The sequence below is a fragment of the Flammeovirga agarivorans genome (genome assembly GCF_012641475.1).
Lineage (GTDB): Bacteria > Bacteroidota > Bacteroidia > Cytophagales > Flammeovirgaceae > Flammeovirga > Flammeovirga agarivorans.
Map to the genome: position 1 here is coordinate 61,861 of NZ_JABAIL010000001.1, position 25,902 is coordinate 87,762.

Below are 25,902 nucleotides of genomic sequence, written 5' to 3' on the forward strand. Positions count from 1 at the left end.
AAGCCCTTTCTCATTATTGAATACTATAAATTAGATACTCATCTCTACAATTTCTTGAACCTTTTCTAAGGTGATGTCACCTCTTTCGCCTAGACCTAACCACTTTCTCTCTTCAAAACGAGAAGTAATAGTCTTAGCAACATCTGAATGATTATCTGTATAGTCAGATATTTTAGTTTTAATACCCATAGAATGGAAAAACTCTACAGTTCTCTCAATAGTGGCTTGGGCTTTTTCTTCTTCACTTCCTTCAGTGATACCCCAAACTCTTTCACCATATTGAACTAATTTATCTTTCTTATTATTGAACATCACTCTGTATAAGTTAGGACCAATGATCGCTAAAGTACGAGCGTGGTCGATTTCAAATAAAGCAGTAAGTTCATGACCAATCATGTGAGTAGCCCAGTCGGTAGGAACACCTTGTTGAATAAGACCGTTTAAAGCCATCGTACAACACCACATAAAGTTACCGGTAACTGTACTATCACCAGGGTTAGCAATTACTTGTGGTCCAATTTCTACTAGAGTCTGTAATATACCTTCTGCAAATCTATCTTGTAGTGGAGCTTGTGCAGGGTAGGTTAGGTATTGCTCTAAAACATGAGTGAAAGCATCTGTGACGCCATTAACGATTTGTCTCTGTGGTAATGATGCAACAACTCTAGGGTCTAATACAGAGAATTTAGGGAAGCATAAAGGACCTCCGAAAGCTAATTTTTCTTTTGTGCCTTCTCTGGTTACCACAGATCCAGAGTTCATTTCTGAACCAGTTGCAGGAAGGGTTAACACTGTACCAAAAGGAACAGCCTCTGTTACTTTCTTACCTAGACCTTTTTTAATAATATCCCAAGGATCACTTTCTGTAAAAGGAATAGCAACACATAAGAATTTACATGCATCGATGACAGACCCTCCACCTACAGCTAAAATAAAGTCAATATTTTCGGCTAAAGCGACTTCTCTAGCTTTCATGATGGTTTCATATCTAGGGTTAGGTTCAATACCCGAGAAGTCAATGACATTATATTCTTTCAGGGCACCCTTTACTGTATCGTATACACCATTTTTCTTAATACTGCCGCCGCCAAATACCATCAAGATATTTTTTGTACCTGCAGGAATATGTTTTGCTACGTTTTCTAATTGATTTTCACCGAACACTAAACGAGTTGGGTTCCAAAGTTCAAAGTTTTTCATGGACTAGAATTGCTATTTAAAGTATGTGATTTCTAATTGATTGATGATTAAATATTTCGTTCTATTAAAGATCACTACTTATTACTAAAATGACTAATAAAATGTTTAAATTTTTGCAACCGATATTGATGGCCTTTTCAATCTAATGTATAACTTCGCAACAAATAATTGATAACAATGAAACAGACAATCTTTATTACAGGAGCGTCGTCTGGAATTGGTAAATCTATCGCTCAATCTGCTTTGTCAAAAGGCTATAATGTGATTGGAACATCTAGAAATCCAGAGACAGTAAAAAACAAGCTAGAAGGAGTACGATATGTGGCTTTAGATGTATCGAGTATTGAAAGTATTGATGCTTGTTGGGAAGAAATCAAAGATGAGAAAATTGATGTATTAGTAAATAATGCAGGACAATCTCAAATCGGACCTGTTGAAGAAACGTCGTTAGATAAATTACGTTATTTATTTGAGGTCAATTTCTTTGGGTTAATCCATTTAACTAAAAAGGTTTTACCACAAATGAGAGAAAGAAGAAGTGGTATTATTATTAATATCGGTTCTTTAAATGGACGCTTTGCAGCACCTTATTACTCAAGTTATTGTGCTACAAAATTTGCTTTATCTGGTTTTACTCAATCATTACGTAGTGAAATGAAAGAGTTTAATGTAACAGTGGCATTAGTAGAACCCAATCATATTGCCTCTAACATTGTTCCTGATTTTAACTGTGGAGAAGATTCAGAGTATTATCCTTATGCGAATAATATCAGAGAGAGTGTAAAAGGAAGTATGTCGAAGGCAGAGTCGGCAAATGTAATTTCCGATACTGTAATGCAAGTGGTAGAGTCGAAAGCTCCATCACCTGTTTATGTTTCTGGTGGAAATGCTGGTTTACTAGCATTTGCTAAAAGATTCCTTCCGGATAAAATGGCAGAAAAAATGATTAGAAATGCTTACGGTCTAAAGTAAAGGGCATTTCAATTAGAATACTATTAAGCCAGGTAATCTTATTCATTATAGATCACCTGGTTTTATTTTGTAATCACTTTTTTATTATAAATGAATATATATTCATTATTTATAAACATTTATTAATATATTTTTGTAATACTGTTACATAGTATGGTATAGTTTGACATGTTTATTGCTGTACGTTGTTTATTTATTGTTAAACCTAGTACCAGAGTTATCATCGCATAGATAGTTTTGGTAAACAGAAGGTACTTTATTGCCTTCTTAATATCATTTTATGAATTCTACCCTTAATTCGACACAGCTACTTTATGGAAACAGAATTGAGCTTGACAAAGAACAAAGCTTCTGGAGAAAAGTAAAGTTTGCTACAGCCTTCTTTTTATTCTTTGCATTATTGCAATTGTTTTTTTTGAAATCGATCGTCGCTATACTTTTACCTGCATTGGGTACAGTAACAGCCTTTATTTTATTCTTTCTTAGAGGCAAAGTTCATTGGACAACAATCAGTAAAATATACTTTGCGACACTTTCTACTGCACTTTTTGTGTTTACATTGGTCTCTGGAGGGACAAAATCTCATGCAGTAGCTTTATTGGCTGCTATTATGGTTTCTACCTATTGGTTCCTGGGTAAGAAAGTGAGTAGGATGTTCCTTGGTTATATCTCTTTTTTGATCTGTACGATATTTTTTATCGAATTTATCAATGAAGGTCCTCTATTAGATCCGTTATCAAGAGTTGAACAATTAGTGTTTAATATGTTGATTGATCTGAGTATTTTATTGAGTGTAAGTAATGATGTTAGGGCTATTGATTTACAATCCTCTTTATTTCAGAAGAAACTTCAAAATAATTCAGATGAATTAGTACAGTTTGGAGAGGAACTCTCGCAGACAAACGAAGAAATAAATGCTCAAAAAGAAGAAATAGAATCTCAGAGAGATGAAATTGAACGACACCACATGAAGTTAAGTAAATCTCATGAACATGTCACCGATTCTATCCGTTATGCAAAAACAATTCAAATGGCATTGCTGACTTCTCAAGATGAAATGGAGAAGATCTTTGCAGATGTAAGTGTTTTGTTCAAACCTAGAGATCATGTTTCTGGAGATTTTTACTTTGCCAGAAAATTTGAAAATAAAACAATTATGGTCGTGGGTGACTGTACAGGTCATGGAGTACCAGGAGCGTTATTATCTATGGTTGGACTTGAGGCACTTGATCGTTTAGAAGAACTCCCAGAATCTCCAGCTGAGTTATTAGAGCAATTGGATGGTTACTTCTTTGAAAAGTTGAGACAGTCGCATAGAGATGGAAATAAAGATGGTATGGACATCTCTGTTGTATTCTTAGATAATGAAAATAATCTATCTTATGCTGGAGCAAAAGGTAAAGCAATCTTACTTGATAGTAATGGAATTTTACCGTTAAAATCTACCAATAGATCAATAGGAGGTTCATTTATTCGAAGAAGAAACTTTGAAGTGACCAAAATGAAAATTCAGCCGGATACCATGATTTGTCTGTATACCGATGGTTATGTGGATCAAAATGGTGCGAATGGGAAAATAGGTACACTAAAATTCCGAGAGATTTTACAAAATTACTACCTCAAGTATACAAAAGATTGTATTGAGGGGTTAGATAGTTATTTGAAAGCTGAAATGGAAGGATATGATCAAAGAGATGATATCACAGTACTTTTAGCTGTAAATAATTAGTTCTTTATAAAAGAAAAAAGAGTCCTTTTCTAGTGTGAATGATTACTAAAAAAGGACTTTTTATTTTTTGAAAGTTAAACTATTGTTTAATTACTTTCTGAATAAATTTATTTTGTTCGTTATCAATTACCTTGATAATGTACATACCTGGAGTAAATGATGACATATCGATACTTTCACTTTGCTTAGCAGAAGTAAAAGAATCTACTTTTTTACCGAAAGCATCAAAAATAGAAACCTGATAGATACCTTTCTGCTTGAAGTTTAATGATAAAAGATCTTGAACAGGGTTAGGATACGACGATAGTAATTGTTGTTCAAGGTCGATGGCTGTAGGGTTTTCTTCATTATCTCCGTCTTCACCCTCATTACTATTACGATAGGTTACTGTAAGTCTATCAGATCGAACGGATGTGTCATAATCGTCATTGTTTAATAGACGTAATGATTTTAGGCCTTTATCAAGGTCTTCATCATATAAATATTCAAAGCTACCAATATTGAATACATTTAATAACCACTCATTAGATAATGTATATTCATTACCATTGATCATTTGAGCATTACACCAACAATCAGGGTCGTTATCAGTGATACTAGATAGAGTGAAATCATATATTATTGCATCAGTTCCTTCGCTATCAAATTCGATTTCAATAACCATGTCTTCGTTAATATCGGCACTATCTCTTAATGCAACAACATTTTGTATTGCCGGAACTTCAGCAAGTAGTTCATCCTCAGATCTAACAAAGAAACCTTCATCAGTATAAATAACGAAGTGATCATCAACTTTATCTACTTGTTCTACTTTAGGGAATTCTACCTCACCATCAACAAGCTTTCCAAGCCCCTTGTTTCTAAGTACAAAATCTAACTCGTCACCTGTTTTAGCTACCTTAACTCCAATACCATTTTGGATAACCAGGTCTTCATCCGCATATAAAACAATTGATCTAGTAGAATAAACCGAATCTTGTAGTGCTTTTAGTGAATCATCGTCGCTTAAATATTTGAAGTATCCTCCTGCATTTATACTCGCTTGTAGATAGTTTCTATCAGAATTTTTATGAATACCTTCGAAACGATAAAATGCATATAAATGGTATTGAGATTCCCACTCAACACCTTCGTTATCTGAGGTGTTAATGTAAAAGCTAGTAGAAGAAACTAATTTATCTTTTGTAGATGTAACGATTAGATCAGATCCACCAATACCTGTTGAGGCATTTAGCCAATTAATTTCATCAAGTTCTGTTTTTATAATGCTCGAACCATTAGATACAAATAATTTGTTATTGAAGTCCGTTGCTGAATTGATCCCACTTCTATTGCCTTCAGATTTGTAGATTTCATTCCAAGTATCTTCACCATCTTTTTGGATATAGACATTATATTCATTCCATAACACTTCATACTCACCTACAGTAAGTGAATTAGTAAGGTAGTACATTGGGAAATCTTCATAATAGTTCAGTTCATTATTGTCGTACTCATAATATCCATTATCAGTAGAGATATAATATTTACCTTTCAACTCAAAAGAACCATTTATTTCTAGATCATTGAACCCAGTATTTAAAAATTCTTCATCTGATGCTTTTACAACACCCTCTTCTGTACCGAAAACCAATTGGTCTGTATAGAAGATTGTATTAATATTTTCCACCCCGATTGTTTCAGGAGTTTCCCAATTTACAGCTGTCGTACCTGAATAAATAAATTTACCCTCATCAGTGATACCGTATAACTTGTAATCTTTTTCAACAATATGCTCTACAATCGCATCACTTTCTCCTTGGGCTAAACTCCAAGCAAAACCTAACGAATGTCTTGTACCTGAGGTCGAGTTAACAATTAAATTACCGCTAGCATTGATCATTGAAACAACTTCAACACCTAATTCAATTTTCCATTTGTCCTCTTCATTTTCAGCGTCAGGGTTGTATTTATATAATCCTGAAGCGGTACCTCCGTAGATAGTGTTATCAATAAAAGAAACACCCGTAAGTGTTTCACGGCTTCCAATATTTTCTAACTGATCCCAGTTTGCTCCAAAGTCTGAAGTTGTGAAAATTAATTCATCAGTGTAAGCTACTAACGTACCATTTTCAAGTAAAAAGAAACCATTGATGTGTCCACCAAGGAATACTCTTCCCATTTGAGTCCAAGAGTCGCCATCCATTGGTTTTCTATAAATATCATTTCCAGTACCTACAAATAGATAATCTCCAGTACAAATGATACCATCAACGCCGTCATCAGAAAAGTCGAAATCGTTTTTTACCCATTCACCATTTTCTTGGTGGTAAAGGCTTTTTGTTGTACCTGCCCATAAGACACCGTCACAATCGTAGGCAAGGTGGTGTACATCAGCATTATTAGGCAGTTCAATTTTATCCCATTGAGAATAGGATAGGTGCGACATGAAAAGGCACACCAAGAGAAGCTTGATTTTGTTCATCTTTAGATTTTAATAGTTTGATTATACAATAGCTTGAAATAGGTGATAAGAAGGGGTCTTATCACAAAGTCGTGTCAGTTCCTTATTTCAATGCAATAGTTTGATTTTAATCGCCTTAATAGTCTGCTCTTGCGAAGCAAAAAATAAAAGGAATTTATTCTATCTCAAAAATAAAATAAATGCCTTTTAGTATAATATGTTTAGTCGAAGTTCTTAAGGTAAAATGTCACCTACCGCTAATAATGCTTCCTCAGTAAGAGGTTTAGTGATAAACTTAATGACATATTCGTTGTTTACAATTCTTTCGATGTCTGATTCATTATCAGAACTAGATAGAATAGCAATTTTACTTTTTTGTTTAAGCTCTTCGGGGAAATTTTCAAATTCGTATAGGAAAACAAATCCATCTACAATTGGCATATTGATATCTAGTAAAATTAAACTAGGCAATGTACCATTAGTATCAAGACGCTCTTGCAAGAATTCTAAAGCCTTTTTTCCTGAGTTTTTAATGACAATTTCGTCTGCAAATTCAGTTAGTTCAATAATTCGACTATTGATAAAGTTATCCGTATCGTTGTCATCAACGAGTAATATAGTTTCTATTTTCTTGCTCATGTCTAGATTATGAGAGTTCGTGCTTTAATTTTGAGTTAAGCTGAAGTACGTTCAAATGAAGTTACTAAATAAAAATACAAAAAATTTGATTAAATAGAAGTATAGATAATCATTAAAAATAAACCTGAGTAACTTTTTCTTCAGCTGCCTTAAAAATAGTTTCTAAAAAATTGTATTGAAAATAAAACCCCTTGATCTATAAAAATTTATTATGACCAAGAGGTTAATTTTATTTTTTCCATTCTATAATGGCATCTGCAATTTTTCTATCATTAGCTAATCGGGGAACTTTATTTTGCCCACCAAGTTTACCAATTGACTTCATATAATGCTGGAATGCTTCTCTTTGTAGTGGAGTAATGACTAGTGTTCTACAAATACTGCCTGTGATTAAATCATCATAATATGTATTTAATTCTCTAAGCTTATGATCTAATGTTAAAGAGAACTCTTCAATATTATGTGGTTCATTTTCAAAAGAAATTAACCATTCATGATAAGGTAATCCATCCGTCGGGTTGACTTGAGGAGCAACAGAAAACTCAGTGATTTTTACTTCTGAATGTACTTCTAATGCATGTTTCATGGCTTTTTCTACTTCTTCACCAATAACATGCTCGCCAAATGCAGAGATAAAATGCTTGATTCTTCCTGAAACGATAACTCTATATGGATCTTTTGAAACAAACTTTACGGTATCTCCAATAGAATATCCCCAAAGACCGGCGTTAGAGTTAATTATCAATGCATAATTTTTTCCTATTTCAACTTCATCGATACGTAACCTTGTAGGATTATCATTGAAGTATTCATCTGTCGGAATAAACTCAAAGAAGATACCTGAGTCTAGCTGCATTAATAACCCTTCTTCGGTCTGTGTATCTTGAAAAGCAAAGAAGCCTTCTGAGGCAGGGTAAGTTTCTATAGAAGGAATAGTTTTACCTATGGAATCGAAAAGTTTCTTTCTGTAAGGTTCGAAGTTAACGCCACCATAAATAAACATATCGAAATTCGGGAAAACCTCTGATATAGACTTTCCTGTTCTCTCTATGATACGGTCAAAGTACATCTGTACCCAAGGTGGAATACCTGAAATTAATGACATATCTTGAGCAATAGTCTCATCAATGATATGTTCTAGCTTAATCTCCCAATCTTCGATGCAATTGGTGTTATAACTAGGCATCTGATTGGTTCTTAAATAACCCGGTACGTGGTGATTGACAATCCCTGATAACCTTCCAGAAAGAATATCGCCAGATTTACCCAATACAGGGCTACCAGATAAGAAGATTAGTTTTCTATCTAAAAAATCGGCATTACCAGTTTCATGAATATAATTCAGCATCGCATTTCTAGCTGAATTGATATGATTTGGGATAGAATCTTTGGTTAAAGGAATATACTTTGCACCAGAAGTAGTTCCGGATGTTTTCGCAAAATATTCTGGTTTTCCCTTCCAAAGCACATCGTTTTCCCCTTCTATAATTCGATTAATGTAAGGACGAAGATCTTCGTAATCGCAGATTGGTACATGCTTTTTAAAGTCTTCGTAATTTTTTATATCTCCAAAGTTATGATCCTTTCCAAAAGCGGTATGATTAGCCCCTTGGATCAAACTATTAAATACATTTTCTTGAGCAAGGCTTGGGTTATTTGCCCATTCCTTTTGCTTTTTTACAACATAAGTAGCAAAAGGTTTACTTAAAAAAGATCTAAATCCCATAGGAAGTCTTGTTTAAAAAATTAATGTGGTTTAGCATTCGGTTCCACATGAATCAGAACATCAGCAATTTCATTAAAATCAGCTTTTAGTGAATCTTTAACGTCATGTGCTATGTCATGCCCTTGGCGAACAGATAATTCTCCGTCAACAATAATATGAAGATCGACATAGAATTTAAAACCCATTTTACGAATGTAGCATTTTTCTGTGTCGATAACCCCATCTACTTTTATACTTTCCTGTTTTACTTTTTCAATGAAATCATCATAAAGATTCTCATCCATAATTTCACCAAAGGCAGGTCTAAAAAGTAGATAGCTATTGAATAATATAATTCCTACAGCGAAAAGAGCAGCCCAAGAGTCGGCTGTTTCGTATCCATCACCACCGAAAATTGAAATACTGATCCCGACAAATGCTGATAATGAAATAAGTGCATCACTTCTATGATGTCCCGCATCAGCTTCTAAAGAAGAGCTATTCAGTTTTTTACCTCTATAAAGAACATATTTATATAAACTGTACTTTATGATGATAATAGACCCCAGTACAACCAACGTAAATTTTGAAGGTGTTTCTGTATGTCCATCTAGTATTCTTGTGATACTTTGTTGCCCAATAATTAATGCAGAAGTAATTAAAAAACCAATTGTGATAAATGTTGCTATCGGTTCAAATTTACCATGACCGTAAGGGTGGTTTTTATCTGGGGCTTTTGTAGAAAAATTTAATCCTACTAAAACAACAAAGGAAGAAATGATGTCGGCACAAGATTCAATGGCATCAGCGATCATAGCTTGTGAATTACCAATGATACCTACAGTTCCTTTAGCAACGGTGAGAATAAAGTTTCCAATGATGCTCATCCAAGTTGTTCTAAAGGCTTGTTTTTTTTCTTCCTTTGAAATCATAGACTACAACTTTCTTTCTGCTTCTTGGAGTAGATCTTCTTTATTGATCGGTACTACACCTACATGTTCACAGACTAAACCACCACCAAGGTTGGCTAAACCTGCTACAGTTTCCATGGGTAAGCCTACAGCTAACGCCAAAGAAGCAATAGAAATAACAGTATCACCAGCACCAGATACATCAGCGATTTCTCGTTTGTGTGCTGGAATATGAGCATCTTCAGAATGGTTAGAAATATACACACCATGCTCAGATAGAGTTACCATTGTGTGTTCATTGTCCATTTTTGCTTTAAGTTCTTTTGTTGCTGCTTTCACTTCATCGATCACATCACCATCGAAGTCGAATTTTAAACCTTCTCGCATTTCTTTAAGGTTAGGTTTAAATAAGGTAACACCAGCGTAGTCGAGGAAGTTTCTCTTCTTAGGATCTACAGTGGTCGGTATATTATTCTCTTTTGCAATTGCAATGACTTCTTTGATTAAGTGAGGAGTAATAACTCCTTTATCGTAATCCTCGAAAATAATAACATCAGCATCTGTAGCTAGTTCCTTGATTTTTTCGATGAGTCGATTACTTTCTTTATCAGAAAGAGGAGCAGCATTTTCGTTATCAATACGTAAAACATGCTGAGCACTAGCAATAACTCTATGTTTTACTGTAGTCACTTTTTCATCAGATTGTAAAATACCCTCTTTTGAAATATTCAGTGAATCACAAAGGTTTAAAAAGGTGTCAGCTTCAGCATCTTGACCAATAACTGAACAGATAATTGGAGAAGCACCTAAAAAATGAAGGTTTTTGGCTACGTTGGCAGCACCTCCCATTCTAGATTCTTTTTTCTTTACATTGACGATAGGTACAGGAGCTTCTGGAGATATTCTATCTACATTACCCCAGATGTATGAGTCAATCATCACATCACCAATCACCAATGCTTTTAGACCATTAAATTTGTCTAATGCCTCTCTAATACTCATTTATATTGTTTTTTGATGGGTCTAATAAAGAATAGGAAAGCCATTAGAATAGTACCTAATAACTTTCCTACGAATATTTCAATTACACTAATTTACTTAGTGCTTCTTTAATCTTTTTTACAGCCTCTACTAATTCTTCATCAGCAGCAGCATAAGAAATACGAATACAGTTTGGAGATCCAAAGGCAGCACCAGCTACTGTAGACACATGTGCTTCATTTAAGAAAAACATCGCCAAGTCATTAGAATCCTTAATGACTTCTCCATTAAAAGATTTACCAAAGTAAGCACTGAAATCTGGGAAGATATAAAATGCTCCTTGTGGTAAGTTGGTTTTTACCCCTTCAATTTCATCTAACAATCCTTTAAGTAGGCCTCTTCTTCTTAGATAAGCAGATTTCATTTCTTCAATTACATTACCTCTATCTCCTTTCAGAGCGGCAATACATGCTCTTTGTGTAATTGTATTGATACCTGAAGTAACCTGTCCTTGAATTTTAGTACAAGCTTTTGCTAAATGAAGTGGAGCACCAATGTATCCAATTCTCCATCCAGTCATTGCAAAACCTTTTGAGAAACCGTTAACTACAACAGTACGGTCTTTTACATTCTCGAACTGAGCAATACTTACATGCTCACCACCAAAGTTGATGTACTCATAGATTTCATCAGAAACAATATAAATATCATCATGTTTTGCTACTTCATCAGCAATTTCTTTCAATTCTTCCTTTGTAAATACAGTACCTGTAGGGTTACAAGGAGAAGAGAAAAGAACAGCTTTTGTATTTGGAGTAATTGCAGCTCTTAATTCTTCAGCAGTTACTTTAAAATCATTTTCAATGCTACCCGAAAGGATAATAGGTGTACCACCCGCTAAATGAATCTGATCAGTATATGATACCCAGTATGGAGAAAAAACAATCACTTCGTCTCCAGGGTTTAGGATACTAAGCATTACATTGGCTACAGAGTGTTTTGCACCCGCAGAAACTACAATGTTTTCAGCCTTGAAATCAAGACCATTTTCCTTTTGGAATTTTTCAGCAATAGCTTCTCTTAACTCAGGGTAACCTGGTACAGGTGGGTAAGAAAAATATTTTCCCTCATCGATAGCGGCTTTTGCTGCATCCTGAATATATTGAGGAGTTGGAAAGTCAGGTTCTCCTAGGTTAAGTTTTATAACGTTAATTCCCTTTGCTTGTAGTTCTCTAGCTTTAACGGCCATTACTAGTGTTGCAGACTCAGTGATGTTATCAAAACGGTTAGATAACGTCAACTTACTTTCTGTTTGCGTTCCCATCCTGTAAATTAAATTTTTGATTATTCTGACTAACAGAAGAAATTCAATGAATTCTAATGTGATATTAGAGTGCGAAAATAATGTTTATAACGGAGAGGAACACAATTTTAGATCATTAAATAAGATGATTTCACTTATTTGGTGTAAAGAATGGGTTCTGAGCAAGATTTTTCGTCTACAACAAAAACGATATGATGTCTCGGTTGGAAGAGTTTTGTATCGACAGAGTAGACCTCATCGCAATAAAAGACTTTCAATTCATAGTCTTTTCTCGGTAATGATATCGCTGTAATTTTTTTTGTATGAAGACTTACAATAAGCCCATCTTGATCATGAATTTCTAAATGCAAATTATTTATATGCTGGGCATCATGATTTATCACTTCAAAAAGCAGCTTTGTTTCTTTTATGTGATATGTATCTGTAGAGAGAAGTGATAAAAATAAAGTAGGTAAAAGAAAAAGGAAGTACATGATAGTAGTATTTAAGGTTTAATAGAGAGGTTACTATAATGTACTAAAAATCAGTGAAATAAAAAAGGTGCTTCTTTTTAGGAAGCACCTGATTTTGAATATCTTATATACTATATATTAATCAAAGTTAGTAACATCTAATGGTGTGTCAGCAAATGTACCATCCGTTACTTCAACATTACCATCTTCACCATAAGCTTTGAAGCTGAACGTACCAGAAGCTTTATCATTTTCAATCTTAGTGAAATTGAAAGTGATGTTTCCAGCAAGATCTAAGTTGGTTACAATATCTAATGCTGTTGCTCTTTGTACTGTAACATCTTTTTGTGCAGCTAGAGCAATCACATTTGTAAAACTTTGGCTGTCATTGTATTCTACAACTAGATCGTATAAGTCTTGAGCAGAAACATTGCTTAAGTACAATGCACCTCCTAAACCTTTGATCGGATCTGTTGCAATTCCTGGTGCAGATGTAAGATTAATTTGAATACCTTCTGAAGTACTAAATAAATCTGTATGCATAAATGCTAAGATAGCTGTACCTTTTACATCAAGAGCAGTCAATTGAAAATCGAAATCTGCAAAATATAATGCAGTAGAGTTTCCTGTTACTCTATACCCCGCGTAGTTACTAAAATCTTTTTCAGTGCCATCGACTACTGCAGTGGCATCACCAAAATCTAAAAGTGCATCAGCAATACTATTAGTCACTTCATCAACAGCATCGCCACATGATGTAAACATAAAAGCAGAAATAACAGACAGGAAGAATATTCTTAGTCTCATAGTGTTAATATTAATTAGATTAAAAAAATGAAGTAACCCTATTTAATAATAGAGTTACTTTAATGACAGTTGTTAAATGATTGTAAACAAAAATAGTGCTCTTTTTTTAAGGACGGACAGCATTTATTAAAAATAATTCTGTTCCAGCAATATTGTATTGAAGAGAGAGTTGGCCATTATCGCTAATGCTTCCTGTAAGAGTAGCATTATTATCTTGGCTAAATGCTTTTGTTAGTCGGAAAGAACCATTTTCTTGGTTTCCTTCTACTGTTACATCGTAATAAGTAGTTTGAAGTAAATTGGCAGTTGATGTGCCAAAAGAAACTTTAGCTGTCGTGATAAGGAAGTCAATTTTTACTAAGCGATCATCAGTCTTTGTAATGACGATTTGATCAATATCAGCTTTAGGAGTAATATCCGCCTGTCCTTGTCCTGTTTTTGCAGAAATTGCAGTGACTTGATATGTACCTTCTACCGCAGATGCAGTATTTGCAATATCGTCAGGTTCACAAGAGAATAGGAAAAAAGAAAAGGTGAATAGTATAGTGCTAAAAGTGATGTATTTATTCATTTGATATCTATGGGTTAAGTGATGGAAAGAGAAGTTATGTGATTGAATTAAATTTACGCATTTATAATGACAATAAATTGTATTATTCAAAGAATGTATTATAGATATTAAAACCGTTAGTCTCTATTAAATGTTTTGGCGAAACCTATGTTTTTTGCACCCTGTTAAAAAAAACTAAGAAGTCTTCTCAAAAAGCATAGTTGTGTGATCAATATCATTTATATAAGTGCTCAGTAAATGTATATTTGTCGCATTGTTTATTACTATAGAAAAATCGGAAAATTCAGTTAACATGAACAAGAAAACAATCTTAATGATCTTAGATGGTTGGGGAATCGGTCCTGATCCTAAAGTTTCTGCTATCGATCAAGCAAAAACTCCATTTATCGACTCATTATATACAAAATATAAGCATAGTAAATTAGAAGCTTCAGGTTTAGCAGTTGGTCTTCCAGACGGTCAAATGGGTAACTCTGAAGTAGGGCACATGAACCTAGGTGCTGGTCGTGTTGTTTACCAAATGCTTGTTCGTATTAACCAAGCTGTAGAAGACGGTTCTATTGCCGATATCGCAGAATTAAAAGATGCGTTTAAATACGCTCAAGACAATAATAAGAAAGTTCACTTTATGGGATTGGTTTCTGATGGTGGTGTTCACTCTCATGTCAATCACTTAAAAGGACTTTTATCAGCAGCAAATACAGCAGGTCTTTCTAAAGATCAAGTATTTGTTCATGCATTTACAGATGGTCGTGACTGTGACCCTATGTCAGGTAAAGGTTTTATTGCTGATGTAGAAAAGCATATGTCTGAGACTACAGGTCAATTGGCTTCAGTAGTAGGTCGTTACTATGCAATGGATAGAGATAACCGTTGGGAAAGAGTTGCTTTAGCTTACAATGTTATGGTAAATGCAGAAGGAACTAAAGTAGACAACGTTGACGCTGCTATTCAAGCATCATATGACGAGGGTGTAACAGATGAATTTATCAAGCCAATCGTTAACACTGTTGATGGTGAGCCTGTTGCTAAAATCGAAGAAGGTGATGTAGTATTATGTTTCAACTTCCGTACTGACCGTGGTCGTGAAATTTCTCAAGCGTTATCTCAAAGAGATATTCCAGAAGGAGGAATGAAGAAGTTGGATATCAACTACATTACAATGACAATGTATGATGAGACTTTCAAAGGAGTGAAAGTTTTATTCCATAAAGATAACTTAACGCAAACTTTAGGAGAAGTTTTAGAGAGTGCAGGTAAGAAGCAAATTAGAATTGCTGAAACTGAAAAGTATCCTCACGTAACTTTCTTCTTCTCAGGTGGTCGTGAAACTGAATTTGAAGGTGAAACTCGTTTATTAGCTCCTTCTCCGAAAGTAGCTACTTACGATTTACAACCTGAAATGAGTGCTTACGATATCAGAGATAAAATTGTTCCAGAATTAGAGAAAGAAGACGTAGACTTCGTTTGCTTGAACTTTGCTAATGCTGATATGGTAGGTCATACAGGTGTATTCGAAGCTGCAGTAGCTGCTTGTGAAGCTGTAGATGCTTGTGCAAAAGCTGTTGTTGAAGCAGGTTTAGACCATGGTTATTCATCTATCGTAATTGCCGATCATGGTAACTCAGATGTGATGATGAACCCTGATGGATCTCCAAACACTGCACATACAACTAACTTAGTACCTTGTATCTTTGTTGATCCTGAGTTTGATGGTGAAATCAAAGATGGTAAGTTAGGTGATATCGCTCCAACAGTATTAAAAATTGTAGGTGTTGATCAACCAGAAGAAATGACAGGTGTTAGCTTAATCTAAGCAACTCCATCATAAATATTTTAAGAGCCACTTTCTAATTATATAAGAAAGTGGCTTTTTTATTGTTGTTATTAATACAGAATCATAATGTATTCTTTAACTTAGTATACTCATACATCATTCACTTTTACGCTACATTTTAGAACATGTCAGATTTAGGGAAAGTAATATCTATTGTTAATCAAAAAGGAGGAACAGGAAAAACGACAACAACAACAAACCTTGGCGTAGCTTTAGGAAAGTTGGGTCGTAAAGTCTTATTGATTGATATGGATGCTCAAGGAAACATGACATTTCACTTCGGATTACAGAATGAATATGTCAAATCCATGTCTCATGTTTTATTGGAAGGTGAAAAACTAAAAAATATTGCGGTAACAAAAGAAGAAGTAGATATCGCACCTGCCGATGTTTCATTAGCAGATGCAGAATTATCCATGGTTACTGCAGAAGGGAGAGAATTTATTTTAAAGCAGGCGATCAAAAAAGCAAGATCAAAGTATGATTTTATTCTTGTTGATTGTGCCCCGGCATTATCCATATTAAGCATTAATGCATTAACAGCCTCCGACCATATTTTGGTTCCTCTACAAATGGAAGTCTTAAGTATGCAAGGCTTATCACAGATATTAGAGACCGTCTTCCAAATTAAAGAGAACCTTAACGAAGACCTTACGATTTTAGGTATTCTTCCTGTGATGTTCGATACAAGACGAACAATTACAATGGAAATTCTTAATCATATTAAAGAGAACTTTGGTATCCGTGTTTTAGAAAATAATATAGGAATAGATGTAAAATTGGTAGAAGCACCTTCTTTTGGAAAATCTATCTTTGAATATGCACCTTTATCAGCAGGAGCAATGGCTTATATGCGAGTTGCTAGAGAATTTTTGTCGATTTTACCTAAGTAAATTTAATTTTATAAAGTAAAGAATATAATAAATCGAAGACTAACTATTTGTAAGGAACAATTGTTTAAAAAAAGTCGTAAATTATTGAATAAGCATTTATATATGTCTGATATATAAGTGTTTGTGATTCATTGAATTTTATTGATATTATCGATTATTGCTATAATAATCATGTCCTTTTATTCGTTGGAGGAATAAAGTTTAACTGTTGTATTACTTAAGGTAACTACCCATTATCAAACGATTCAGGGTTTGAAAACTGTTACATCATAATACTTAATTTATACCCAAATAACTATCTATCTAAATGGCACTTGGAGATAACATTAAGAAGGATCGTCTACTTAGTAGAGATGATGCTTCAGCTGGAAATGGCCGTCCAAAAAAACTACATCAAGACTGTGATGAAATTAAAGTTGAAGTGAAACAATTAAAGCAAAAGCTAAAAGCATTAGAAAAAACTGCTTTGCTTGTTGAAACTTCATTAGACGGTAAAATTCTATCATGCAATAAGCAATTCGCAAATACTTTTGGTTACTCAACCTCAGAATTACTTAAAGAACCGTTAGCGAAACTATTATCACCGGATACACCTCAAAATTTTGCTGATAGCATTTTTTCAATTGTTGAAAAAGGTGAAGTATATACCGGAACCACAAAACATATTACCAAAGAAGGTAAAGATGTTTGGTTGGAAGTTACCATCTCTCCAATTATTGATGAACATAAACGCCTAGAAAAGTATATAATGCTTGGCATGGATGTTACTGATTTAATGGAAAGAGAGGAAAGATTTGCAGATGTACAGTCGGAGTTGGATTCCAGAATTAATATCTTCAATACTGCAGCACTAGTTTCTGAAACAGATTTATACGGTACTATCACCTTTGCGAATGAGACATTTGCTAAACTTTCTGGTTTTACACAGGAAGAATTGATAGGAAAACCACATAGTGTTGTAAGACACCCAGCTAATCCAAAATCATTATTTAAAGAATTATGGGATAAAGTACAGAATGGACAAATGTTCCAAGGTACTTATCGCAACTTAGCTAAAGACGGTAGCCACTATTGGGTGCAAGCGACGATTGCACCCGTTTTAGGGGCTGACGGAAAACCAGTAAAATATATCGGGGTTCGTTTTGATGTTACCAAACAAATGGACCAAGAAAAAGAAATGGAAGCTGTTCAGGAAGTGATTTCTGAGTCCACAGGTGTATTGGTAATGGACTTGGATGAAAATATTCTTGAGGCGAACCCATTAATCACAAATATCTTAGGCTATCATTCTGAAAGTGAATTAATAGGGAAATCACATAGTGACTTAATTCCTGATGAACCTACTCATCAGGCAATGGATAGAGAAAGGAAAGCCAATCTAAACAATGGTAAGTTCTACAAAAATACCTTTAAAAGAATAGATGCTAGAGGTAATGTAAAATGGTTGGAAGGTACTTACAATGTTGTAAAAGATTATGAAGGTAATAACAATAAGATCATTGTTTACTTACAAGATGTAACTGCCAGACGTTTAGCCAATGCTGATAATAGAGGTAAAGTAGCTGCGATTGATAATAGTTATATGCGTGTTGAATTTGACCTTGATCGTCATATTCTCGACTGTAATGATTTATTTTCTGAAGGTGTTGGTTTTTCAAAAGACGAACTGATAGGATTAGATCATATCAATTTAGTGGATGAGGAATATGGTAAGTCTCAGGAATATGCTGATTTCTGGAATAAATTAAGAAATGGCGAATTCGATAAGAACGTTTATAAACGTAAAGTAGCAGGCGGTAGAGAGGTTTGGTTACAAGCTACCTATAACCCTGTAAGGGATCAGGATGGTAATATATATAAGATCGTAAAAATCTGTGAGGATGTAACTGCTAGAAGATTAGCCAACTCAGATAATAGAGGTAAAATTGCCGCGATCGACAACAGTTACATGCGAGTAGAGTTTGACTTGAATCGTTGTATTTTAGATTGTAACGATCTATTTGCTGAAGGCGTTGGTTTCTCTAAAGATGAACTGATTGGTTTGGACCATATTAATTTAGTAGAAGAGAAATATGGTAAATCACAAGAATATGCTGATTTTTGGAACAAATTAAGAGCTGGTAATTTTGACAAAAACGTCTACAAACGTAAAGTAGCGGGCGGTAAAGAAATATGGTTACAGGCCACTTATAATCCAATAAAAGACCAAGAAGGTGAAGTTTATAAAATTGTAAAGATCTGTGAGGATGTAACTGCTAGACGATTGGCCAACTCAGATAATAGAGGTAAAATTGCCGCGATCGACAACAGTTACATGCGAGTAGAGTTTGACTTGAATCGTTGTATTTTAGATTGTAACGATCTATTTGCTGAAGGTGTTGGTTTCTCCAAAGATGAGCTGATTGGTTTGGATCATATTAATTTAGTAGAAGAGAAATATGGTAAATCACAAGAATATGCTGATTTCTGGAATAAATTAAGAAATGGCGAATTCGATAAAAACGTCTACAAACGTAAAGTAGCAGGTGGTAAAGAAATATGGTTACAGGCTTCTTACAACCCAATAAAAGATCAAGAAGGCAATGTTTATAAGATTGTAAAGATTTGTGAGGATGTAACTGCTAGACGATTAGCGAATGCTGATAACAGAGGTAAGATTGCTGCAATCGATAATAGCTATATGCGAGTAGAGTTTGACTTGAATCGCTGTATTTTGGATTGTAATGATCTATTCTCACAGGGTGTAGGTTTCTCTAAAGATGAATTGATTGGTTTGGACCATATTAATTTGGTAGAAGAGAGCTATGGCAAATCACAAGAATATGCTGATTTCTGGAATAAGTTAAGAGCAGGTAATTTCGATAAGAACGTTTATAAGCGTAAAGTAGCAGGCGGTAGAGAAGTTTGGTTACAAGCCACCTATAATCCAGTGAAAAACCATGAAGGTGAAGTTTATAAAATTGTAAAGATCTGTGAGGATGTAACCGCTAGACGATTAGCGAACGCTGATAACAGAGGTAAGATTGCTGCAATTGATAATAGTTATATGAGAGTAGAGTTTGACCTTGACCGTCATATAATAGATTGTAATGACATTTTTGCAGAAGAAGTAGGTTTCTCTAAAGAACAGCTTATTGGATTAGATCATAAAAATCTAGTAGGTGAAAGTTACGGTAACTCAAAAGAATACGAACAATTCTGGAATAACTTAAGAGCGGGTAACTTTGATAAGAACGTTTATAAACGATTTGCAAATGGAGGCAAAGAAATTTGGCTTCAAGCAACCTACAATCCGGTAAGGGATCAAGAAGGAAACATTATTAAGATTGTAAAAATTGCAGAGAATGTAACAGATCGTCGTCTTAATAACTCAGAAAATAGAGCGAAAATTAAAGCCATTAATGAGGTACAAGCAGTAGTAGAATTTGACCTTAATGGTAATATTCTAGATTGTAATGATCTGTTTGAAACAACTACTCAATATTCAAAAAATGAATTAGTTGGCAAACACCATAGAATGTTGGTAGAAGATAGCATGGCTAATTCTATCGAATACGAACGCTTCTGGGATAAACTGAATCAAGGTGTAAATGATGAAGGAGTTTACCGAAGAGTTAGAAAAGATGGTCAGATTATGTGGCTTCAAGCTACTTACAATCCAATCTTTGACTTGAACAACAATGCCTATAAGGTAATTAAATATGCTACTGATATTACCGATCAGGTTGAAACACAAAGAAGAGCAGAAGCACTGAAAAATGAGTTGGAATCTAGAGTAAACGCCTTCAACTCAGCAGCCTTAATGTCTGAAACGGATTTACATGGTACAATTACTTTTGCCAATGAAACGTTCGCTTCCTTATCAGGTTATACTGTTGATGAATTGATAGGTAAACCACATAATATTGTAAGGCACCCGTCAACCCCTAAGGAAACATTTAAGGAATTATGGGCGACAATTCAATCAGGTAAGGTATTCAAAGTGAAATACCGAAATAAGAAGAAAAATGGCGGATATTATTGGGTAGATGCTACCATTGCACCAGTGTTGGATGCCGAAGGCAAACCGGTGAAATTTATTGGTATTCGATTCGATATTACCAATCAAATGGAACAACAAGTAGAGAAAGATGGTATTGATGCTGCGATTTCGAAATCATCTGGTGTACTTGAGTTTACAATGGATGGAGAAATATCATCAGCCAATGATACAGTATTAGAGATGCTGGGGTACAATGAAGGTGAACTATTAGGAAATCCTCATGATACTTTAGTTCCGGTTGACCAAGATGCTACGATTAGGAATAAAGAACTCTGGGCGAAGTTACAAAAAGGTCAATATACTGTAGATTCATTCAAGAGGGTAACTAAAGATGGTCGAGAAATATGGCTGGAAGGTTCCTACAACCCAATTCAGGATTATGATGGGAACTATGTGAAAGTAGTAGCCTATTTACAGGATATTACTTCAAGACGTCAACAAAATGCAGATAATAGAGGTAAAATTGCCGCCATTGATGCATCGTATATGCGTGTTGAGTTTGACTTAAAAGGACACATCCTTGATTGTAATGATATTTTCTGTGAAAATACGGAATACAGTAAAGAAGAACTTCTAGGATCGCACCATAGTATGTTGGTAGAACGAGCTTATGGAGAGTCTGCAGAGTATAAAAACTTCTGGGAAAAACTAGGTCGTGGTGAGTTTGATAGAAATGTCTATAAACGATTTACCAAGTCAGGAAAAGAAGTGTGGTTACAAGCTACCTATAACCCTGTAAAAGATCATGATGGTAATTTCTATAAAGTTGTAAAAATTGCCGAGGATGTAACCGCAAGACGATTAAGTAACGCTGAAAACCGAGGTAAAATAAATGCGATTCTTAAAGCCCAAGCATCTGTCGAGTTTGACTTGAATGGTAATATTCTGAATTGTAATGATAATTTCTTAGCTACAACAGGATATCGACTTGAAGAAATACAAGGGAAGCATCACAGTATGTTTGTTGAATCGAGTTATGCTAGCAGCTTCGAGTATAAAAACTTCTGGGAGAAGTTAAGGCAAGGAGAGTTTGATAATGGGGAGTATAAGCGAATCAATAAAGCAGGTGAAGAAATTTGGCTGCAAGCAACATATAACCCAATTGAAGATGCGGAAGGAAACATCTTTAAAGTAGTGAAATACGCTACGGATGTAACAGAGTTTAAAACGGCATATAATGCATTATCTGATTTCCTAGATGAGTTAGCCAAGGGTAATTTTGATGCCAAGATTGATTTAGGAAATATCAATATGGACTCAGATATCGGTAGAATGATTGATAATAACCGATCACTTAGAGATAACCTGAAAAACTTTATTGATGAAATTAATAAGGTAGTACATATCGCCGGAGATCAAGGTAAGCTGGATGAACGTTTGGCGATTGAAGGAGCTCAAGGAGCATGGAAAGATTTATCAGATGCATTTAATAACCTATTGGAATCCATCTCCAATCCAATTCTTGAATTCCAGGACTTAACGAAAAACCTATCTCAAGGGGATTTATCGAAACGATTTACTGGAAATGCACAAGGGGATATCAAGCAAATGGCTGATGGTCTAAATGAAGCCTTAGATAATTTACAGACCTTACTATTAGAGATTGAAAACATGTCCAATACGGTAGCGAGTTCATCAGAACAGATGAAAGACAAGTTCGATACGATGGACAAGTCAACAACTACAGTGGTTGATGCGATTCAAGGAATTTCATCAGGTATGTTGGAACAGGTAGCAAGAACGGATGAATCTTCGAAATTGGTTGAAGATATCTTATCAGCCGCAGAAGATACAGGTAATAAAGCACATGTCATTAACCGATCAGCTGAATCTGGTATGGAATCCTGTCAGAACGGTATGCAAATCGTGAAGCACTTGGTAGAAAACATGAATGCGATAGAAAACTCAGCAGGATCTACATCAGGATCGATTGAGGTATTAGCCAAACGATCTGAAGAAATTTCTAGAGCACTGACAGTAATTACTGATATCGCATCCCAAACGAACCTACTAGCCCTAAACGCAGCAATTGAGGCCGCAAGAGCAGGTGAAGCCGGTAGAGGTTTCGCAGTAGTAGCGGAAGAGATTCGTAAGCTTGCTGAAGATTCAAGACAATCGGCCGGTGGTATTGAGAAGGTAATTCAAGATGTTCAAAAAGACGTTGGATTAGCCACTAAAGCCATTGATAAAATGGAAGAAGCGGTACAAGTCGGTAATGAAGCAACGAAAGATGCATCAGAGGTATTCAAAACTATTTTGGATTCTTCTGAAGAAACTCTGAATCTATCGAAAGACGTATTAGAGGCAACAGATACTCAGAAATCATCTATTGATTCCGTTGTTCAGAACATTGAAAAAATTGTTGTCGTTTCTGAAGATACTGCAGCTGGAACCAAAAACGTGGCAGGGGTTGCAGATGAAATGTCTGGTTCAGTAAGAGAAATGGGTGAAACATCCGACGAGCTGAATAAAGTGGCATCTCAACTGAAATCAGGTGTAAGTAAATTCAAGTTGAAATAAGAAAATAGCTATGCGGGGTGTGTAGTTGTATACACCCCGTTTTATCTACATTCATAAACTATTGACGACAATTATGAATCTGGAAGAACCAAATGAGTTACCATCATCGAATGATGATAAAATGGCTTCTGCTGTTGAAATGAACCGCATAGAAACGGAGCAAGAGAAGAAAAGTAATATTATCGTTTTTAGACTTGGCGAAGAAGAATACGGTTTACATATCGATCAGATCAAAGAAGTTGTAATAACTCCTAGAATAACGAAAGTGCCATTAACTCCATCGTATGTAAAAGGAGTGGCCAACATCAGAGGTAACATTCTAGCCATCATTGATCTAGAAGATAAATTCTCTCTGAATAGAACAATTAGCGAAACTAGTGGATATACTTTAGTAGTAGAAAGCCATGAGTATAATATGGCAATTTTGGTTAAGGATGTACCTAATACCTTATCCGTTGCCGACACAGACATAGACTACTCACCATCGGTAGTAGCAGATATGCAAGGTGAACACGACTATATCAACGGTATCATTAAAATTGATGACCGTCTGATTATATTAATTGATATTTTTAAGATCATCACAAAAGAAGATTTAAAACCTGTAATAGGAGCATAATTGTTCTTTGGTGATGTAATTATTTTAACTCTCATTATCATGGGCAAAAAAGTTTTAATCGTAGATGACTCTTTATATATGCGTTCAATCATAAAAGATGCATTGGAGAGTGAAGGCTATGATATTATTGGTCAGGCGTCTAATGGAGTAGAAGCCATTGACCTCGCTTTAGATTCTGAACCAGACTTAATCACTTTGGATAATATTTTACCAGACATGTTAGGGTTGGATATACTGAAAACACTAAAAGAAGAAGAGCTGGAATCCAAAATAATAATGATTAGTGCTGTAGGCCAACAATCTGTTGTTGACGAAGGAATGAATCTTGGTTTAGATAGTTACTTAGTAAAACCATTTACGCCAGAACAACTAACAGAAGCAATCAATCAAATAATGTAACAACTGTAACTGTTACAAAACACCCAATTTTGCTGTAACGGATGAAAGAAGAAGAACTTAAACAGATATTTTTAGCAGAGGCACAGGATAGCTTTGAAGAATTGAACCGATTGTTTACTCAGCTGGAGAAAAATCATTCCGATAGAGAAGCAACCGAAGCAATCTTTAGAATCATCCATACGATCAAAGGAAATGCTGCTGCCATGGGTTTTGAGGATGTGGCTTCTATTGGACATCTGTTGGAAGACATCTTCAGCGAAATCCGAAAAGGAAAAATTATACTAACCTCAATGGTTTTCAATGATCTTTTTAAAGCTATCGATAAGCTGGGAGAAATGATTGTTGGTATCAAAGAGGATAAAAAAGTACCCTATAAAGGACTGAGGGCAAAACTAAAAGTTATACTCAGAAACCTAAAAGGAGAAATTGAATTTGAGGCGACCCAAGGTGGAGAATCATCAGAAGAAAAAGATCAGGCTTTAGATGAAATTCTTTCTCAGAAAAAAGAATTATCTGAAGAGCATAAAGAAGAAATATTAGCATCAGAACAACCTGTTCCTATTGGCGTACCTTTAGCTGAAGAATTTAAAGAAGAGAGTTCAGATAAGAAATCGAAAATAACCTTCTCTGATTTTGTTCAAGTACCTGTAAGTAAACTAGATACTTTACTTAATTTAGTAGGGGAATTAGCGATAGAAAAAGACAGGATTATTGCTCAAGGCGCTAGTATTGGTGCTACAAATGAATATACTCGTCTTTACAGAATTACATCAGATTTACAATACTCTGTAATGGGGGTAAGGTTAGTTCAGGTAGGTGCATTATTCCATAAATTTCATCGTATCGTAAGAGATGTAGCAACATTAGAAGGGAAAAAAGTAAACCTTCAGTTGGAAGGAACTGAGATTGAAATAGATAGAAATGTTTTGCAAATTATTTCCGATTCTATGATTCATCTGGTTCGGAATGCAGTCTCACATGGTATTGAAAGCCCTGAAGAAAGGATCAAAAAAGGCAAAAATCCAGAAGGCACAATTCTTCTTAGAGCATCATCAGATAAAGAATATGTAATCATCGAGGTGATCGATGACGGTAATGGTGTTAATGTCGAGAAAGTACGAAAAAAAGTGCTTGAAAAAGGATTAGCCACACATGATGCCTTGAGTACTTTATCGGATGATGATATTGTAAAATTTATTTTTGAACCTGGGTTTTCTAGTGTAGATAATGTAACCTCTGTCAGCGGCCGAGGAGTCGGGATGGATGTGGTAAAAAAGGCGGTTGATGCTGTAGGTGGTAAGATCAATACAAAAACTGAGTTAGGAAAAGGAACAACATTCAGTTTAAGCTTACCAAGTTCTATGGCCGTAAAATCGGCCCTTCTGTTTGTTATCAATGAAACAGAATATGCTATTCCATTATCCTTTACTGAAGCTGTAATCTCTGTGAAAAAGTCAGAAATACACAAAGTTGGCAACGGCTTAGTCACTTCTCACTTAGAAGAGACAATATCTGTCATGTTTTTACGTGATATATTTGAGTGCAAAGAACCAGACGATTTAACAGCACCACACTTATTGCATAGAAGCTTCGACGAAATTGATGATCATGAGTCGAAGATTAATATAGTTGTAGTTTCGGTAGATAACAGAATGATAGGTTTTGTTGTTGATAGGTTATTACAACAGAAAGAAATTATTGAGAAACCTTTAGGAAAACCTGTAGAAAATGCTCGCTTTATCAGTGGAGCAACAATTTTAGGAAATGGAAATGTATGTTTAGTATTAGATGCAAACGACATTTCAGAATTTCTTTTTAAACCCGTTTTTGCTACAGTTTAACTATAAAACGAAGAAAA

Annotated in this window: 18 protein-coding genes; 8 read left to right on the top strand and 10 right to left on the bottom strand. The window is 34.9% G+C overall.

Annotated features, from left to right (window positions below):
* Positions 1–30: 30 nt before the first annotated feature.
* A complete protein-coding gene (locus tag HGP29_RS00315; protein ID WP_168880317.1) occupies positions 31–1,200 on the bottom strand; it encodes an iron-containing alcohol dehydrogenase in 1,170 nt (389 codons plus the stop codon).
* 177 nt (positions 1,201–1,377) lie between these two features.
* On the opposite strand from HGP29_RS00315, the gene HGP29_RS00320 reads away from it, so the two are divergent.
* Positions 1,378–2,172 (top strand): SDR family oxidoreductase, encoded by a 795-nt coding sequence (locus HGP29_RS00320; protein ID WP_168880318.1) that lies wholly within the window; start codon positions 1,378–1,380, stop codon positions 2,170–2,172.
* A 280-nt stretch (positions 2,173–2,452) separates the two neighbouring features.
* Positions 2,453–3,901 (top strand): PP2C family protein-serine/threonine phosphatase, encoded by a 1,449-nt coding sequence (locus HGP29_RS00325; protein WP_168880319.1) that lies wholly within the window; start codon positions 2,453–2,455, stop codon positions 3,899–3,901.
* A gap of 79 nt (positions 3,902–3,980) precedes the next feature.
* On the opposite strand, the gene HGP29_RS00330 is transcribed toward HGP29_RS00325, so the two are convergent.
* The 9 genes from HGP29_RS00330 to HGP29_RS00370 all read right to left on the bottom strand — a co-directional run bounded on the left by HGP29_RS00330 (position 3,981) and on the right by HGP29_RS00370 (position 13,734).
* On the bottom strand, positions 3,981–6,365 hold the full coding sequence (locus tag HGP29_RS00330) for a T9SS type A sorting domain-containing protein (RefSeq protein ID WP_168880320.1): 2,385 nt from the start codon (positions 6,363–6,365) through the stop codon (positions 3,981–3,983).
* A 213-nt stretch (positions 6,366–6,578) separates the two neighbouring features.
* Positions 6,579–6,983, bottom strand: a complete 405-nt coding sequence (locus HGP29_RS00335) for a response regulator (RefSeq protein ID WP_168880321.1) — start codon at positions 6,981–6,983, stop codon at positions 6,579–6,581.
* 229 nt (positions 6,984–7,212) lie between these two features.
* Positions 7,213–8,709, bottom strand: coding sequence for a GH3 auxin-responsive promoter family protein (locus tag HGP29_RS00340; protein ID WP_168880322.1), 1,497 nt, complete (start codon positions 8,707–8,709; stop codon positions 7,213–7,215).
* Between the two features lie 20 nt (positions 8,710–8,729).
* Positions 8,730–9,620 carry a cation diffusion facilitator family transporter gene (locus tag HGP29_RS00345; RefSeq protein ID WP_168880323.1) on the bottom strand — a complete coding sequence of 297 codons (891 nt, stop codon included), beginning with the start codon at positions 9,618–9,620 and terminating at the stop codon, positions 8,730–8,732.
* 3 nt (positions 9,621–9,623) lie between these two features.
* Positions 9,624–10,601, bottom strand: a complete 978-nt coding sequence (locus HGP29_RS00350) for a bifunctional heptose 7-phosphate kinase/heptose 1-phosphate adenyltransferase (protein WP_168880324.1) — start codon at positions 10,599–10,601, stop codon at positions 9,624–9,626.
* 82 nt (positions 10,602–10,683) lie between these two features.
* Positions 10,684–11,904 carry a pyridoxal phosphate-dependent aminotransferase gene (locus HGP29_RS00355; RefSeq protein ID WP_168880325.1) on the bottom strand — a complete coding sequence of 407 codons (1,221 nt, stop codon included), beginning with the start codon at positions 11,902–11,904 and terminating at the stop codon, positions 10,684–10,686.
* Positions 11,905–12,038: 134 nt separating this feature from the next.
* On the bottom strand, positions 12,039–12,377 hold the full coding sequence (locus HGP29_RS00360) for a hypothetical protein (protein ID WP_168880326.1): 339 nt from the start codon (positions 12,375–12,377) through the stop codon (positions 12,039–12,041).
* Between the two features lie 117 nt (positions 12,378–12,494).
* Entirely contained in the window at positions 12,495–13,163 is a 669-nt protein-coding gene (locus tag HGP29_RS00365; protein WP_168880327.1) for a hypothetical protein, read from the bottom strand.
* A gap of 106 nt (positions 13,164–13,269) precedes the next feature.
* Positions 13,270–13,734, bottom strand: a complete 465-nt coding sequence (locus tag HGP29_RS00370; RefSeq protein WP_168880328.1) for a hypothetical protein — start codon at positions 13,732–13,734, stop codon at positions 13,270–13,272.
* A gap of 292 nt (positions 13,735–14,026) precedes the next feature.
* Between HGP29_RS00370 and gpmI the strand changes: the two genes are divergently transcribed.
* From gpmI to HGP29_RS00400, 6 genes are all read left to right on the top strand, one after another.
* Positions 14,027–15,550 carry a 2,3-bisphosphoglycerate-independent phosphoglycerate mutase gene (gene gpmI / locus HGP29_RS00375; protein ID WP_168880329.1) on the top strand — a complete coding sequence of 508 codons (1,524 nt, stop codon included), beginning with the start codon at positions 14,027–14,029 and terminating at the stop codon, positions 15,548–15,550.
* Positions 15,551–15,696: 146 nt separating this feature from the next.
* A complete protein-coding gene (locus HGP29_RS00380; RefSeq protein ID WP_168880330.1) occupies positions 15,697–16,464 on the top strand; it encodes a ParA family protein in 768 nt (255 codons plus the stop codon).
* 307 nt (positions 16,465–16,771) lie between these two features.
* Positions 16,772–23,026 (top strand): methyl-accepting chemotaxis protein, encoded by a 6,255-nt coding sequence (locus HGP29_RS00385; RefSeq protein ID WP_168880331.1) that lies wholly within the window; start codon positions 16,772–16,774, stop codon positions 23,024–23,026.
* A 73-nt stretch (positions 23,027–23,099) separates the two neighbouring features.
* Positions 23,100–23,645 (top strand): chemotaxis protein CheW, encoded by a 546-nt coding sequence (locus tag HGP29_RS00390; RefSeq protein ID WP_168880332.1) that lies wholly within the window; start codon positions 23,100–23,102, stop codon positions 23,643–23,645.
* A 39-nt stretch (positions 23,646–23,684) separates the two neighbouring features.
* Positions 23,685–24,044 (top strand): response regulator, encoded by a 360-nt coding sequence (locus HGP29_RS00395; RefSeq protein ID WP_168880333.1) that lies wholly within the window; start codon positions 23,685–23,687, stop codon positions 24,042–24,044.
* A 41-nt stretch (positions 24,045–24,085) separates the two neighbouring features.
* Positions 24,086–25,885, top strand: a complete 1,800-nt coding sequence (locus tag HGP29_RS00400; RefSeq protein ID WP_168880334.1) for a chemotaxis protein CheA — start codon at positions 24,086–24,088, stop codon at positions 25,883–25,885.
* Positions 25,886–25,902: the final 17 nt, after the last annotated feature.